This window comes from Micromonospora olivasterospora (assembly GCF_007830265.1).
In the GTDB taxonomy this organism is placed as follows: Bacteria; Actinomycetota; Actinomycetes; order Mycobacteriales; family Micromonosporaceae; genus Micromonospora; species Micromonospora olivasterospora.
Genome location: NZ_VLKE01000001.1, coordinates 5709412 through 5724081, shown reverse-complemented (window position 1 = coordinate 5724081; position 14670 = coordinate 5709412). Strand labels below are relative to the sequence as shown.

Annotated in this window: 11 protein-coding genes, 1 pseudogene and 1 riboswitch; of the genes and pseudogenes, 5 read left to right on the top strand and 7 right to left on the bottom strand. The window is 73.5% G+C overall.

The genetic code is table 11. From position 1 onward, the window contains the following. Positions 1-28: 28 nt before the first annotated feature. Together JD77_RS26230 and JD77_RS26225 are read right to left on the bottom strand one after the other, a co-directional pair. Positions 29-895, bottom strand: a complete 867-nt coding sequence (locus JD77_RS26230) for a bifunctional 5,10-methylenetetrahydrofolate dehydrogenase/5,10-methenyltetrahydrofolate cyclohydrolase (RefSeq protein ID WP_425463577.1) — start codon at positions 893-895, stop codon at positions 29-31. A gap of 22 nt (positions 896-917) precedes the next feature. Next, positions 918-994, bottom strand: a riboswitch (ZMP/ZTP riboswitch). 30 nt (positions 995-1024) lie between these two features. Then, positions 1025-2028, bottom strand: a pseudogene (locus tag JD77_RS26225) (tyrosine-type recombinase/integrase). Between the two features lie 146 nt (positions 2029-2174). Here JD77_RS26225 and JD77_RS26220 point away from each other — a divergent pair. Further along, a complete protein-coding gene (locus JD77_RS26220) occupies positions 2175-2429 on the top strand; it encodes a hypothetical protein (RefSeq protein WP_145776599.1) in 255 nt (84 codons plus the stop codon). Positions 2430-3005: 576 nt separating this feature from the next. On the opposite strand, the gene JD77_RS26215 is transcribed toward JD77_RS26220, so the two are convergent. Further along, the gene (locus JD77_RS26215) at positions 3006-3734 is read right to left on the bottom strand and encodes an SDR family NAD(P)-dependent oxidoreductase (protein ID WP_145776598.1); all 729 of its coding nucleotides are present in this window, start codon (positions 3732-3734) and stop codon (positions 3006-3008) included. A gap of 169 nt (positions 3735-3903) precedes the next feature. Here JD77_RS26215 and JD77_RS26210 point away from each other — a divergent pair, with 169 nt between their 5' ends. Beyond that, on the top strand, positions 3904-4596 hold the full coding sequence (locus JD77_RS26210; protein ID WP_145776597.1) for a hypothetical protein: 693 nt from the start codon (positions 3904-3906) through the stop codon (positions 4594-4596). A gap of 70 nt (positions 4597-4666) precedes the next feature. Here the strand turns inward: JD77_RS26210 and JD77_RS32495 are convergent, their stop codons facing one another. From JD77_RS32495 to JD77_RS26190, 4 genes are all read right to left on the bottom strand, one after another. After that, positions 4667-7288, bottom strand: coding sequence for a hypothetical protein (locus JD77_RS32495; RefSeq protein ID WP_170286550.1), 2622 nt, complete (start codon positions 7286-7288; stop codon positions 4667-4669). A gap of 286 nt (positions 7289-7574) precedes the next feature. Continuing rightward, positions 7575-8774 (bottom strand): GNAT family N-acetyltransferase, encoded by a 1200-nt coding sequence (locus JD77_RS26200; protein ID WP_145776596.1) that lies wholly within the window; start codon positions 8772-8774, stop codon positions 7575-7577. Between the two features lie 84 nt (positions 8775-8858). Next, positions 8859-9857, bottom strand: coding sequence for a cytochrome d ubiquinol oxidase subunit II (gene cydB, locus JD77_RS26195; protein ID WP_145776595.1), 999 nt, complete (start codon positions 9855-9857; stop codon positions 8859-8861). A 15-nt stretch (positions 9858-9872) separates the two neighbouring features. After that, positions 9873-11285, bottom strand: coding sequence for a cytochrome ubiquinol oxidase subunit I (locus tag JD77_RS26190; RefSeq protein ID WP_145776594.1), 1413 nt, complete (start codon positions 11283-11285; stop codon positions 9873-9875). Positions 11286-11451: 166 nt separating this feature from the next. Between JD77_RS26190 and JD77_RS26185 the strand changes: the two genes are divergently transcribed. The 3 genes from JD77_RS26185 to JD77_RS26175 all read left to right on the top strand — a co-directional run bounded on the left by JD77_RS26185 (position 11452) and on the right by JD77_RS26175 (position 14556). Continuing rightward, positions 11452-12234 carry a lysophospholipid acyltransferase family protein gene (locus tag JD77_RS26185; protein WP_145776593.1) on the top strand — a complete coding sequence of 261 codons (783 nt, stop codon included), beginning with the start codon at positions 11452-11454 and terminating at the stop codon, positions 12232-12234. A 141-nt stretch (positions 12235-12375) separates the two neighbouring features. Then, a complete protein-coding gene (locus tag JD77_RS26180; protein ID WP_145776592.1) occupies positions 12376-13143 on the top strand; it encodes a glycerophosphodiester phosphodiesterase family protein in 768 nt (255 codons plus the stop codon). Between the two features lie 15 nt (positions 13144-13158). Continuing rightward, entirely contained in the window at positions 13159-14556 is a 1398-nt protein-coding gene (locus tag JD77_RS26175) for an MFS transporter (RefSeq protein ID WP_145776591.1), read from the top strand. Positions 14557-14670: the final 114 nt, after the last annotated feature.

The following is a 14670-nucleotide window of genomic DNA, read 5'->3' as shown; positions in this document are numbered from 1 at the left end:
CCTCCCACGGCCGGAAGACACGCAGCCGTCAGCCCGCGGCCCGCCGCGCCGCCGCCAACGCGTTACGGAACAACATCGCCACCGTCGTCGGACCCACCCCACCGACCCGCGGCGTGATCGCCCCCGCCACCCCCGCACACGACTCGTCTACATCCGGCAGCAACCGCCGCCCCTCGTACCGCACCCCACCACCAACCACCACCGCACCCGGACGCACATGCTCCGGCCGCACGATCCCCGGCACCCCCGCCGCCGCCACCAGAATCTCCGCCCGCCGCGTGTACCGCGCCCAGTCCGCCACCCCCGTGTGCACCACCGTCACCGCCGCGTTCGCCGTCGGCCGCTGCTGCGCCAACAACATCGCCAACGGCCGCCCCAACGTCGCACCCCGACCCAGGACCACCACCTCCCGACCCGCCACCGGAACCCCGTGGAACGCCAACAACGCCTCGATTCCCGCCGGCGTACACGGCAGCGGACCCGGCAACCCCAACGCCAGACGGCCCATGTTCACCGGATGCATCCCGTCCACGTCCTTGTCCGGATCGAGAACCTGCAACGCCCGGTCGTAGTCCAGATGCCCCGGAATCGGATGCTGCACCAACACCCCGTGCACACCCGCGTCGGAGTTGAACTCCTCCAACACCCGGTGCAGATCCGCCTGCGACGCCGACGCCGGCAGATGCACATGCGGCGACGCGAAACCCAACTCCGCCGCCTGCCGCTGCTTGATCCGGATGTACCCGACGCTCGCGTCGTCGTCACCCACCAGCACCGTCGCCAACGACGGCGTCACCCCCGCCGCCCGCAACGCCGCCACCCCCTCGGCGATCTCCGCCAACACCCGCTCCGCCACCGGCTTGCCGGACAGCACCCGCGCAGTCGTCGTACCCACAGCAGACATGCGACACCTCGCCCGCGGGAGCCCAGGCGGACGACCCCCACGACGAGCTCCCCGATGGTCGATCCCATCCCCGGTGCCGCCAGTCGCGTACCCCCACCCTGCCACACCCACCGCGACCGGTCACCCCACCCGGCCCCCGCCCCCCAGCCCCGCCAACGCCCGGTTCGTCCGGTTCGACGCCACCGCCGCCCGCTGCTGACCCGCCGTCACCTCGATGTACGTCTGCGACGACGCCAACGACGCGTGCCCCAGTAACCGCATGATCTCCGCCGCGCTCGCCCCATCCTCGGCCAACCGCGTCGCGAACGTGTGCCGCAACGCGTGCAACCGCGCCCCGCGCGGCACCCGGTCGCCGATGCCCGCCCGCCGGTAGCAGGACTCCACCAGGTACTGCAGGCCGCCCCGACGCAGTGGCTCGCCCCGCCGGTCCACCAGCAGCGGCGAGTCCGGCCGCACGCTGCGGGCGCCGAACCGGCGGGCCCGGCTGTCCAGGTAGTCGGCCAGCAGGCGGTCCAGGTCCGCCTCAATCGGCACCACCCGAGGCCGTCCGCCCTTGCCCGCCACGTCGACCCGCCGCTCACCGGGCCGGCCCGCCAGCGACGCGACGCGCAACGCCAGCAACTCCGACAGGCGCAGCCCGGCGCACAGCGCCAGCGCGAGCACGGCCAGGTCCCGCTCCGGCCACGGGTCGCGCTGCCGGCCGTCGCCGCGAGCCACCGCCGCGAGCAACTCCTCCGGGGTGTCGTCGCCGCGCAGCGGCTTGGGGTGGGGCAGCGGCGCCCGGGGCCGGCCCACGGCGGGCATCGGGTTGCCGGGCACGACCCCCTCGGCCACCAGGAAGGTGAAGAAACTGTTCCACGTCGACCAGGCCCGGTGCACGGACGCGGCGGCGCGGGCGCGGCGAAGCGGGCGAACGCCGCGCGCATAGTGCGGGGGGAGAGGGCCGTGATCGTCAGGTCGTCGAGGGGGAGGGGAGGGGTGGCACCCTCCGCCGCGAGGTGGGCGACGGCCAGCAGGTCCCGCCGGTAGGCGGCCAGCGTGTGGGGGGAGGGCTTGCGGGTCGCCCGGGCCGTCAGGAACTCCTCGATCAACCCGACCACCGATTCGTCCTGTTTTTCGTACATAAGGCATATTATGCATTATTTTCGCGTCGGTGGGGAGGCCGCCGAGAGGGGGAGCGGGAAGGGCCGTCCGTGACCAGCGCCGCGCCGTCAAGCACCCGGTGCAGGTCCCGCTCCGTCAACCGCCGCCCGCCGGGGTGCCGGGAGCCGTGGCGCTCGTGGTGTCGGTGCACCGGGTCCAGACCGCCACCGGGGACGCGGTGCGCGGTCGGGTGGCGGCGGCGTTTCAGGCCGGTGATGCGGTCGCGGCGCTCATCGGCGCGGCACTGGGGCCGGCCGTCGCGGCGCTGTTCGGTCTCGCCGTGGCGTTGCCCGCGCTGTGTGGGCTGGTGCTGCTGACCGCGGTCGTCGCGGCGCGGCTGCCGGCGGAGCGGTCGCTGTCGGTGGCTGAGTCGGCGGCGTAGGGGCTTGGGTCGGGGCCGGAGGAGGCACCTGACCTGTCTACTTGACATAATGTACATTATCGAATCCATGCCGACCTGCGGGCGAGGCATTGACGTTTCGCCATCGCTCGACCTGGCGTGCCTCCGCGCCCGGACGTTCATCGCCCTCTCGATGACGCCGGGCGATTCTGGGAGGCAACATGAGATCACGGGTCCTGGTGGCCCTGCTGGTGGCCGCAGGCAACGCCCTGGCCGCCGTACCGGCCGCGGCGGCGCCCGCGTCGCCGTCACCGGTCAGGGCGACGGACGCCGCGCCGGGCCTTCGGCCGGTCCCCGGTGAGTACATCGTCCGGCTACGGTCCGAGGGTCGACCCGCGCGGCCTCGCGCGCGCCCTGACGGTGAGCGCAGCGCATCCTGCTCGACGCCGACCGGCCCGTGCTCGCCGTCAAACCCTGACGCGGGCGGGCCGGGGCGTCACGGTTTGACGGGTGGGCCGGGGTGATCCACTCCGTGTCACCGACATGGGGGCATCCAGGGGACTCGGATACCCCCATGTCGCCGCCATGGAGCCAATCGCGGCCGCCCCGCCGCAGCGGTCAGAGGCCGCCGGAGACGCGCAGGACGGCGCCGGTGGTGTAGCCGGCGTCGGGGCCGAGCAGCCAGGCGATCGCGCCGGCGACCTCGTCGGGCTGCCCGGCGCGGCCCATCGGGATGCGGCCGGCGGCGGTGTCGGGGCGGTCGGGCGCGCCGGACACGGCGTGCAGGTCGGTGCGGATGATGCCGGGGGCGACCGCGTTGACGCGGATGCCGCGCGGGGCCAGTTCCTTGGCCAGGCCGACGGTGAGGGTGTCGGTGGCGGCCTTGACCGCGGCGTAGTGGACGTACTCCCCCGGGCTGCCGAGGGTGGCGGCGGCGGATGAGACGTTGACGATCGCGCCGCCGGCGCTCATCCGGCGGGCGGCTTGCTGGGCGGCCAGGACGTACCCGATGAGGTTGACGTCGACGACGCGGCGCAGGTCGTCGACGCGCAGGTCGGTGAACGGGCCGATCGGGCTGGTGACGCCGGCGTTGTTGACCAGGCCGGTCAGGGGGCCGAGGTCGGCGGCGGTGTCGAAGAGCCGCTGGATCTGCTCGGGGTCCGCCGCCTCGGCGGCGACGGCGATGCCGTGGCGCCCGGCGGTGCGGATGTCGGCGACGACGCGGGCGGCGGCGTCGTGGTCGCGGCGGTAGCCGACGACGACGTGGTGGCCGTCGTGGGCGAGGCGGCGGGCCGTGGCGGCGCCGATGCCGCGGCTGCCGCCGGTGACGATGGTGACTGGGTTCATCCGGGCCGCTCCCCTGCCGTCGGGTGTCGGCGGTGACGTTACCGGCGATGATCGGCCCGGTGCCGGAGAGCGCCGTCGCAGTGGCGCCCGAGCGGGGGCTGATCTTCGCGCTGTCGGGGCCGACTGGTATCAAGGCAGGAATCAGACAGGTGTACGGAAGAGGGTTGTGATGGGCGGCGGCGAGGGTTTGTCCACGGACGAGGTGGAGGGCATTCGGGAGGCGTTGGCGGCCGGCCGGAAGCCGAAGGTGGTGTTCACCGCCTCCGCCGGTCAGATCGCCGGCCAGGTGGGTCAGGTCGTGGAGCTGGCCGATCCGGCGGAGTCGGACGAGTACGTGGTGGTGCGCTTCGGCCGCGACGAGTTGCCGTTCTCCCCCGCCGACGTGGCGATCGCGCCGCGCGGGGCGGGGCGCAGGGCGGCCGAGGCGCGGCCGGAGCCGGTGGTCGAGCAGCCGCAACCGGCTGCGGAGCCGGAGTTCGTGCTGGACACCCCGCCGAGGGTGCCGGCGGCGCGGCGGGAGGAGCCGAGAGTGGAGCAGCAGGCGGAGGCGAAGCCGGCGAAGCGGGCGGCCAAGGTGGCCAAGCCGAAGGGGCCGGCGGGGCTGACGGTGACGTTGGCGTACGCCGACGGCGAGTGGACGGTCGCGGCGCAGCAGGGCAGCAAGGCCCTCGCGAAGCCGTACGTGGTGAAGCCGGCGGAGGCGCTGAAGATGGTGGCGCTGGTGGACGTGCCGGGGGTGCAGGAGGCGGTGGAACAGATCCTGGCCGCGGAGCGGGCGGAGGCCGAGCAGCAGGCGGAGAAGCTGCGCGCCGAGCTGGCGGAGATCGAGGCACGGCTGGCGGAGTTGCGCGAGGCGGGCTGACCGGGCTTGCCGTGGGCGGGCACGATCGGCGGCAGGCGGCGGTGGCCGCCTGCCGCCGATCGTGTGGCGGCTACTGTGTTATCTCGATGTGGTAGCAGTTGTTGGTGGCGCGCTCGTCGATGAAGCGGGTCACCCGCGGGCGGATCGCGTTGACGAACAGCGGGCCGTTGGTCGCGTTGAAGGCGCCGGCGCCGAGGTCGGCGACGTTGACGACGGCGGGGTCGGCGCAGTGGCGGGAGACGTTCTGCGGGCCCTGGTTGTTGATCTCCTGTTCCATGGCGGCGCGGATGGTCGCGGAGTTGGCCAGGATCTGTTGCAGGGTCATTCCCTGGGTCTGCTGGACGAACCTGTTGACGACCGCGTCGCCGGCCGCGGCGTAGAGCGCCAGCTGGTTGGCGACGTTGACGCTCACCGGGTTCGCCGCGTTGGTCAGGTTCTGGAACATCGCCCGCGCCTGGTCGGCGGGGGTGCGCGCGGTGCTGGTGATGGTGACGGTGCGTTGGCCGGCGGCGCGCAGGCTGTCCTTGACGATGTCGATGGTGGCCGCGCTCAGCGCCGCGGCGTTGGCGTTGGCGCCGAAGGCCACCTGCACGTCGGCCAGGGCGCCTACCCGGCTGGGGCTGGCCACCGCGATCAGGTGGGTGGCGCCGGCCGGGTTGTCGGCCAGCAGGTTCCCGGCGATGCGGATTGGCCCGTGCTGGCCGGCGGCGGTGCCCGCGGGGACGGAGTGGCTGAAGATGGGCGTCCCGAGCCGGTTGGCGTGGCCGGGGCCGTTGGCCCAGTACACGTCGATGGTGGCGGCCTGCTTGAGTTCGCCGTTGTCCACGGTGTACCGCAGGTCCATGCCGCCGGCGGTGTTGTTCCAGGTGAGGCTCGGCTGGATCTGGTCGCGGACCTCCTCGACGAAGTCGACGACGACCTGCGAGTCGAACAGGTCGTCGGCGACGTTGGCCACGCCCAGGTCGACCTGGATGGTGTCGCCGGCCTTGTCCACGGGCAGGGTGAGTTCCCGCCAGCCGGTGGCGCCGCTGCCGTAGTCGAACTGGCCCAGGCCCAGGCCGTTCATGCTGTTGGCCTCGGCGGCCGACCCGCCGCCCTGCTGGCTGCGCAGGGAGATGCGGAAGTAGTCGTTGAACTCGGAGCCGAACCAGCCGCCCGGCACCTCGCTGGTGATGAACCGGTAGCGGACGCGCACGGCGGTCACGTCCTCGTCGGTGGTGAACGCGCGGGACACGGACTGTTCGCCCTCGCCGGCGGTGCCGAGGGTCAGGTCGTTGTCCACGATGCTCGACGGGGTCACCTTCGCGTCGGTCGCGGTGGGCTTCGCCGGGGTCATCGGGGGCGCCGAGGCACGCTGTCCGCGCTGCGCCGACAGGCCGTTGGCGGAGGCCGAGCCGGGGATGCCCTCCACGTGCGGGGTGATGGTGACCGGGGCGGTGCCGGTGTTCCAGCCCGCCGTGCCCTGGCTGAAGTCGTTGTTGTCGACGGTGCTGGGCGGGGCGAAGCCGAGCAGCGTGACCCGGACCGACCCGTCGCCGGCGTACACGCCCGCGAGGCCGTGCCGGTTGCCGCTTGCGGTGGCCTTGACCAGGACGGTGCGGGACGGGACGTTGGGCACGGTCAGTTGACCGGTCGAGGTGGTGTGCTCGACGGAGATGTCCTGGTCGTCGGTGAGGCTGACGCGCACGTTCACCGGCTCGGTGACCGGCGCGCCGGCCTCGTCCACCACGTCCACCCGGAGGGTGTTGGCGCCCGCCCAGACGGTGGCGGTGTGGTAGAGGGGGCGGCCGAGGGTGTCGACGCCGGCGAAGCGCAGGTCGTTGCGGCCGTCGGTCAGCGCGGACGCCGCGCTCACCCGGTGCTGCTCGACGGCGATCCGGTCGGCCGGCACCCGGTGGTCGTTGACGGTGAGCGCCATCTCGGCCGGGTCGGCGTGGAACTGCGCTCCGGAGAGGCTGAACGTCACCGGGGTGGACGCGGGGTTGAAGCCGGTCGGCGACACGTCGGTCAGGGCGAGCGCGTCTGCGGGCAGGGCCTCGTCGAGGGGGTTCTCGACCGTCAGCCGTAGTCGGGTGGCCGCGCCGAGGTTGAGCGCCGCGGCGATCCGGTCGAGTCGGTTGATCGTTCCGCTGCGGTCCACGTCGGCCCACGGCGAGTACGTGGGCGCGCCGTACGCGGTGCCGGCCAGGGAGTCGATGAGGACGAGGTCGTCCTGGTTGACGGTGAAGTCGGCGTTGGCGTCGCCGGCGAGGAACGCGGAGAGTTGGTAGGCGCCGGAGGTGTTCTTGTCGGATCTGATCAGGACGTCGTAGGCGCCGCCGGGGGCGAGGGCGGCGACGGTGAAGCTGGACCTGCTGCCGGGGGTGTCGGCGCGCCACGGCACGGAGACGTACGGCGGTGGGCCGGACTTCGAGCGGACCACGATCATGCCGGGGTCGAGGGCGCTGCCGGGCGCGGCGTCGAGCGTGAAGCCGACCAGCACGCGGCCGTGCCCGGCCGGGGTGTAGTCGCTGGCGGCGACGGTGAACGGCACCGTGCCCTGCTGCCCCGCCGACAGTTCGCCGCCGCTGACGCTGTAGACCGCGCTGGCCGGTTGGGTCACGGGCGCGGCGGCGGCCGCGGCCACGGCGGGCGCGGCCGGTACGACAAGGCAGAGCGCGGCCAACCCGATCAATGGTCGAGCACGTCTCATGTCCCCTCCACGGGCTCGTCGGGACGCCTGTCGACGACAGGCGATCAACCGAATTCCGGTGCGAAAAGTAACAGCCTGATTACTCACCGCGCATCGGCTGTTCGCGTGGCCGGTCCCGTCGATCGACAGTCGGCGGGACACGTCCAGGAGGCCGGCCGCACCGGTCGGGGCATTGACGGCCGCCGAGGCACTCCCCCTGCGTTGCCGCCGAGCGCGGCTGGCGGGCCGGATCCCGCGAGCGCGGCTGGCGGGCCGGATCCCGCGTCGGGCGCCGCGCGGCGCCCGGTCAGAAGTAGTCGAGCAGCTGGGCGGGGCCGCCGGCGGCGAGCAGGTCGAGGGCGCGGGGGTCGGCGTCGGGTCGGTGCCGGAGCTGGTCGGCGTGCACGAGGCTCTCCGCGGTGGTGGCCCCGGCGTAGAGCTGGGCGAAGCCGCGCACGCTCAGGTGCAGGGCCGGTTCGCCGGTGGTCCGGCGCAGCTCGGCCGCGCCGTCGGCGACCTCCAGCCGCCAGGCGCCGGCGTTCCAGTCGGCGAGGTCGTCGTGGAGGGTGAGGTCGACGACGCCGCGCGCGTGCGCCGGCCAGCCGCGTTCCCGTACGGCCCGGGTCACGTCCACGGGCCGGTGCATCCAGGGCTGCTGCCGGTGTTCCCGGACCGTCTCCAGGGGCAGTTGGGCGGTGACGGCGTCGCCGTCGAGCAGGCGCAGCCGCAGGGTGGGGGCGACGCTGCGCCAACTGGCGAGGACGCCGAGGAGTTCCCGGGCCGCGTCGGCGCTGGTGGCGAGGACGTCTTCGACGGTGAGGACGGAATCGGGCCCGTAGCCGCCGCGGCCGCGGTCCCAGCTGACGTAGCCGACCAGCTCGCCGGCGTCCTCGACGAGGGTGACGCCGTCGGTGGGCAGGGCGGTGGTGGCGCCGAGGTGGTCGAACAGTTCGCCGCGGCGGGTGAGCATGCCGCGGCGGTGGCGGGCGACGCGCTCGTACAGGCCGGCGACGGCGGGCATGTCCTGCGCGCCGGCGGCGCGGACGCTCAGGTGCGGGGCGGGCCGGTGCCGGGGCAGGTCGGCGGTGGCCAGGTCGACGGTGCGCAGGGTGCCGGCGACCTCCCAGCCGCAGGCCCGGTAGGGGCCGGTGGTGGTGGGATACAGGGCGCTGACGGCGGCGCCGCGCTCGCGGGCGCCGCGCAGCAGGGCGGCCAGCAGGGCGCGGGCGACGCCCCGGCCGCGGGCCTCGGGGGCCACGGCGACGCCGGCGACGCCGGCGGCGGGCACGGCCCGCCCGGACCACCACTGCTCGTGGTGCAGGTCGACGGCCTTGCCGCACAGCCGGCCGGCGGGGTCGAACGCGCCGTAGGGGGTCATGCCGGGCCGGACGCGGGTGGTGGCGTCCGGCGGGGGTTGCGGGTCGGAGCCGAACGCGAGGCCGCCGAGTGCCCAGGCGGCGGGGATGTCGTCGGGGGTGAGTTCGCGGACGGCGACGCTTGTGGGCATCTGCCGACGGTAGCCACGGCTCGGGCGGCGCCAAACCGGTTTTTCCCGGGGCCGGGCCGGGCCGTCCCCGGCCCCGGGCGCGGGTCAGTGCCGCGGGATGTGGGCGACGCCGATGCGCCTGCGGAACACCCAGTAGGTCCAGCCCTGGTAGGCCAGCACGACCGGGGTGAACACCACGGCCACCCAGGTCATGATCTTCAGGGTGTACGGGGTGGACGCCGCGTTGCTCGCGGTCAGCGAGCCGGCGGTGTCCAGGGTGGACGGCAGCACGTTCGGGAACAGCGCGGCGAACAGGGTCGCCACGGCCAGCCCGATCGCCACGGCGGTGCCGGTGAACGCCCAGCCCTCCCGGCGTACCCGGGCGGCGGCGAGTCCACCGACCAGGGCGAGGGCGGCGCCGGCGGCGAGCACGACGGCGGCGGCGCTGGAGCGGATGTTCAGCGTCCAGGTCAGGAAGGCGACCGCGAGCACGGCGGTGCCGGCGCCGAGCTTGACGGCCAGGGCGCGGGCGCGGTGACGGATGTCGCCGACGGTCTTGAGGGCGACGAACACGGCGCCGTGGGTGAGGAACAGCGCGCCGGTGGTGGCGCCGCCGAGCAGGGCGTACGGGTGGAGCAGGTCGAGCAGGCCGCCGACGTACTCGTGGTCGGCGGAAAGGGGCACGCCGCGCAGGATGTTGGCGAAGGCGACGCCCCAGAGCACGGCGGGGACGAGCGAGCCGACGAAGATGGCGGTGTCCCAGCGGCGTTTCCACCATGCCTCGGGGCGCTTGTGCCGGTACTCGAAGGCGACGCCGCGGGCGATGAGGGCGAGCAGGATCAGCAGCAGGGGCAGGTAGAAGCCGGAGAAGAGGGTGGCGTACCACTCGGGGAAGGCGGCGAACATGGCGCCGCCGGCGGTGATGAGCCAGACCTCGTTGCCGTCCCAGACGGGGCCGATGGTGTTGATCAGGACGCGGCGTTCCCGGTCGTCGCGGCCGAGGACGGGCAGCAGCATGCCGACGCCGAAGTCGAAGCCCTCGAGGATGAAGTAGCCGGTGAAGAGCACGGCGACGAGGAGAAACCAGGCGGTGGTCAGTTCCACGGTGGGCTCCGCAGGTCAGTAGGCGAAGGCGAGCGGGCGCTCGGCGTCGTCGGTGTCGGTGGGTTCGGGCGCGGGGGTCAGGTCGGGTACGCCGGCTTTGGCGTAGCGCAGCAGGAGTTTGATCTCGACGACGGCGAGGGTGGCGTAGACGAGGGTGAAGGCGGTGAAGGAGGTGAGCACCTCGGTCAGGGAGACGCTGCGGGACACGCCGTCGCGGGTGAGCATCTCGCCGAAGACGATCCAGGGTTGGCGGCCCATCTCGGTGAAGATCCAGCCGAAGGCGTTGGCGAGCAGGGGCAGCACGGGCATGGCCAGGCCGGCGCGCAGCAGCCAGCGGCTGGTGGGGGTGCGGCCCCGGCGCTGCGACCACAGGACGAGCACGGCGATCGCGGCGGCGGCGAGCCCGAAGGCGATCATGAAGCGGAAGCTCCAGTAGGTGACGGGGATGATCGGTGTGTAGCTGCCGGGGCCGTACTGGCTGGCGTACTGGGCCTGTAGGTCGTTGATGCCCTGCACGGTGCCGTTGGGGTCGCCGGTGCCGAGGAACGACAGCAGGTAGGGGATCTTGATGGCGAAGACCTCGCGGCTGCCGTCGAGGCTGCCGACGGTGAGCACGGAGAATGAGGCGGGGCTCTCGGTGGTGTAGAGGCCCTCGGCGGCGGCCATCTTCATGGGCTGCACCTCGGTCATGATCTTGCCTTGGATGTCGCCGGTGACGAGCACGCCGACGGTGGCGATCATGACGACCCAGGCGCCGAACCGGGTGGCGTAGCGGTAGGCGGGGGTGTCGGCGCTGTCGCGGTTGCGGACGAGGTGCCACAGGCCGACGGCGACGACGAGGGACCCGGCGACGAGGAACGAGCCGGCGATGGTGTGGGGGAACGTGACGAGGGCGACCTTGTTGGTGAGCACGGCGAGGAAGTCGGTCAGCTCGGCCCGCCCGGCGTCGGGGTTGATCCGGTAGCCGACGGGGTTCTGCATGAACGAGTTGGCGGCGAGGATGAAGTAGGCCGACAGGTTGCTGCCGATGGCGGCGGCCCAGATGGCGGCCAGGTGCAGGCGTTTGGGCAGCCGGTCCCAGCCGAAGATCCACAGGCCGATGAAGGTGGATTCGAGGAAGAAGGCCACGAGGGCCTCGATCGCGAGGGGGGCGCCGAAGATGTCGCCGACGAAGCGGGAGTAGTCGCTCCAGTTCATGCCGAACTGGAATTCCTGGACGATGCCGGTGACCACGCCCATGGCGAAGTTGATGAGGAACAGCTTGCCGTAGAACCTGGTGAGCTTGAGGTAGCGCTCGTCGCCGGTGCGGTGCCAGCGGGTCTGCAGGATCGCGACCAGCACGGACAGGCCGATGGTCAGCGGTACGAACAGGAAGTGGTAGACGGTGGTGACACCGAACTGCCAGCGGGCGACGTCCAACGCGTCCACCTGGAACCCCCAGCGGTTGGTACTACGGGACGTAGTAAATACTACCTGGCGTCGTAGATGGTGCGGCTGCTCCGGCCCGTCCCGGGCGGATGACCTTGATCACCTCCGCCGCCGATCCGGGCCTCCCCCGCCCGGCCGTGCGCCGCCGTGCGACGATCGACCGCTGATGGACACCCCGACCGACACCTGGCGCCCGCCCCTGATCTGGCGCGCCGCCCAACTGCTCGCCCGCGCCGTCGTCGGCGCCCTGGCCCGCCTGCGGGTCAGCGGCGAGATCCCCGCACACCTGCGCCGCGGGCCGCTGATCCTCGCCGCGAACCACATCAGCCCGTTCGACCCGATCGTGATGGCCGCCGCCTGCCGCGTCCGAGGCGTCGCGCCGCGGATCATGGCCACCGCCGGGCTGTTCCGCGCCCCCGTCGTCGGCGCCGCCATGCGCCACGCCGGGCACATCCGCGTCGACCGGGGCACCGCCGCCGTGCACCAGGCCCTCGACGCCGCCGCCCGCGCCGTCGCCGAGGGCTCGGTGGTCCTGGTCTATCCCGAGGGGCGCATCGGCCTGGACCCCGGCATGTGGCCCGAGCGGAGCAAGACCGGCGCCGCCCGGCTCGCCCTCGCCAGCGGCGCCCTCGTGATCCCCGTCGCCCAGTGGGGCGCCCACGAGGTGCTGCCGTACCGGGCGCCCCAGGGCCTGGCCGGGGCGGTCGGCCGGGCCCTGCTGCGCCGCCCCGAGGTCAGGGTGCGCTTCGGTGACCCCGTCGACCTGAGCGACATCGACCCCGCGGCGCCGGGGGCGGCCCGGCGCGCCACCGACCGGATCATCGACGCGATCACCGACACGCTCGTCCCGCTGCGCCCCGACGAGCCCGACCGGCCCCGGCACGTCGACCCCGGCCGCCCCAGCGACACCAGCCGCTCGCACCGCCGCCACCAGCCTCCGGCCACCTGACCCCGACGGGCCGGTTCGCGCGATGTCGGCGACGTGGCGGGGTCTGGGCGGCCCGGTTCGCGCCACGTCGCCGCCCTGACGTGGGTCGAGGGCCGCCGGCCGGTCACCGGGCGGCCACCGGCGCCCGGCATACTGCCGTGCGTGCAGGGCCCCTCCGGCTACCTCGACGCGCCCGCGCCGCTGGCGTTCGCCCACCGGGGTGGCGCCGCCGACGGCGACGAGAACACCGCGGCGGCGTTCGCGCGCGCCGTCGCCCTCGGCTACCGGCACGTCGAGACCGACGTGCACGCCACCGCCGACGGGGTGGCCGTGGTGTTCCACGACCCCACCCTCGAACGCGTCACCGGCGAACGCGGCCGCATCGCCGACCTGCGCTGGGCCGACCTGACCTCCGTACGCGTCGGCGGCGCGGCCCTGGTGCCCCGCCTCGACGAGGTGCTGGGCGCCTGGCCCGACGTCCGGTTCAACGTCGACGTCAAGGCCGACCGCGCGGTCGAACCGACCGTGGAGACGGTGATCCGGGCAGCCGCCGGCGACCGGGTGCTGCTGGCCTCGTTCAGCGACGCCCGGCTGGCCCGGCTGCGGGTGCTCACCCAGGGGCGCGTCGCCACCGGCCTCGGCATGCGCGGCGTGGCCCGGCTGCGCATGGCCTCGCTGCACGGCCGGCCCCTGCGGCTGCCCCCGTCGGTGGTGGCCGCGCAGGTGCCGCCCCGCTACGGACGCATCCGGGTGGTGGACCGCCGGCTCCTCGCCTACGCCCACCGGCTCGGGTTGCAGGTGCACGTCTGGACGATCGACGAACCTGCCGAGATGCACGAATTACTTGATCTTGGAGTGGATGGCATCATGACCGATCACGTCGGCGTGCTGCGCGACGTCTACCGCAGCCGCGGCCACTGGGCCGCCTGAACATCGAGGAACCTGATGGCCGAAACGGTCACCCCCGCCGTCGCCGAGCCCGCCCACCCAGGCAGCACCCGCCGCGAACGCACCGGCTGGTACTTCTACGACTGGGCGAACTCCGCGTTCTCCACCACCGTCATCACCGTGTTCCTCGGACCCTTCCTCACCGGCGTCACCAAGGTCGCCGCCGGCTGCGACATCGAGGACAAGTGCCGCGACGGGTACGTCCACCCGCTCGGCATCGCCGTCGCCGTCGGCTCCTACGTGCCGTACCTGATCTCCCTGTCGGTGCTGCTGACGGTCTTCGTGCTGCCGGTCGTGGGCGCCGTCGCCGACCGCTCCGCCCGCAAGAAGACGCTGCTGGCCGGCGCCGCGTTCACCGGTGCCGGCGCCACCATCGCGATGGTGTTCGTGACCGGCGACCGGTACCTGCTCGGCGGGGTGCTGTTCCTGATCGCCAACATCGCCTTCGGCGCCGCCGTGGTGGTCTACAACTCGTTCCTGCCGCAACTCGGCGGCCCCGATGACCGGGACGCCATCTCCAGCCGCGGCTGGGCGCTCGGCTACCTCGGCGGCGGCCTGCTGCTCGCGCTGAACCTCGCCGCGGTCAGCGCCCTCAGCGAGGAGGGCAACCCGCAGCGCACCCTGGACCTGGCCCGCTGGTCGATCGTCTCCGCCGGCGTGTGGTGGGCCGCGTTCACCCTCGTGCCGCTGCGCTGGCTGCGCGAGCACCCCACCGCCGAAGCGCTGCGCGGCGGCGGGGGCGGCAACGTGGTCACCGCCGGGTTCCGGCAGCTCGGCCGCACCGTGCGGGAGATGAAGGCATACCCGCTGACGCTGTTCTTCCTGCTGGCCTTCCTCATCTACAACGACGGCATCCAGACCGTGGTCGGCCTGGCCAGCCAGTACGGCACCGAGGAGTTGGGGCTGGAGCAGGACACCCTGATCGTCACGATCCTGGTGGTGCAGTTCCTCGCCTTCGGCGGCGCGCTGGCCCTCGGCGCCCTCGCCCGGCGCATCGGCGCCTGGAAGACCGTGCTGCTCAGCCTCGTGCTGTGGACCGGGGTGATCGTGGCGGCGTTCCGGCTGCCGGCCGAGGCGCCGGTGCCGTTCATGATCCTCGGCGGGGCCATCGGCCTGGTCCTCGGCGGCAGCCAGGCGCTGAGCCGGTCGCTGTTCAGCCAGCTCATCCCCGCCGGCAAGGAGGGCGAGTACTACGGCTTCTACGAGATCAGCGACAAGGGCACCAGCTGGCTCGGGCCGCTGGCGTTCGGCCTGGTGTTCCAGCTCACCTCCTCCTACCGCGTCGGCCTGGTCTCCCTGCTGATCTTCTTCGTGCTCGGGTTCGCGCTGCTGGCCGCCGTGCCCATCCGGCGGGCCATCGTCGCCGCCGGCAACACCCCGCCCCGCGTGCTGTGACCGCGCCGCCGGTGCGGTGCCGGACGGCGCCGCACCGGCCTGATCGTCGACGATCGATGGGATAGGCTGCCCGGACGTGACCGACGACGACGCCGCCGCCCCGATCTGCCGGGC

What these genes read in the sequence shown, in the direction of transcription:
- JD77_RS26200 (WP_145776596.1), bottom strand. Translation starts at nt 8,774, where the DNA reads ATGCCCACAAGCGTCGCCGTCCGCGAACTCACCCCCGACGACATCCCC.
- JD77_RS26175 (WP_145776591.1), top strand. Translation starts at nt 13,159, where the DNA reads ATGGCCGAAACGGTCACCCCCGCCGTCGCCGAGCCCGCCCACCCAGGC.
- JD77_RS26185 (WP_145776593.1), top strand. Translation starts at nt 11,452, where the DNA reads ATGGACACCCCGACCGACACCTGGCGCCCGCCCCTGATCTGGCGCGCC.
- JD77_RS26210 (WP_145776597.1), top strand. Translation starts at nt 3,904, where the DNA reads ATGGGCGGCGGCGAGGGTTTGTCCACGGACGAGGTGGAGGGCATTCGG.
- JD77_RS32495 (WP_170286550.1), bottom strand. Translation starts at nt 7,288, where the DNA reads ATGAGACGTGCTCGACCATTGATCGGGTTGGCCGCGCTCTGCCTTGTC.
- JD77_RS26215 (WP_145776598.1), bottom strand. Translation starts at nt 3,734, where the DNA reads ATGAACCCAGTCACCATCGTCACCGGCGGCAGCCGCGGCATCGGCGCC.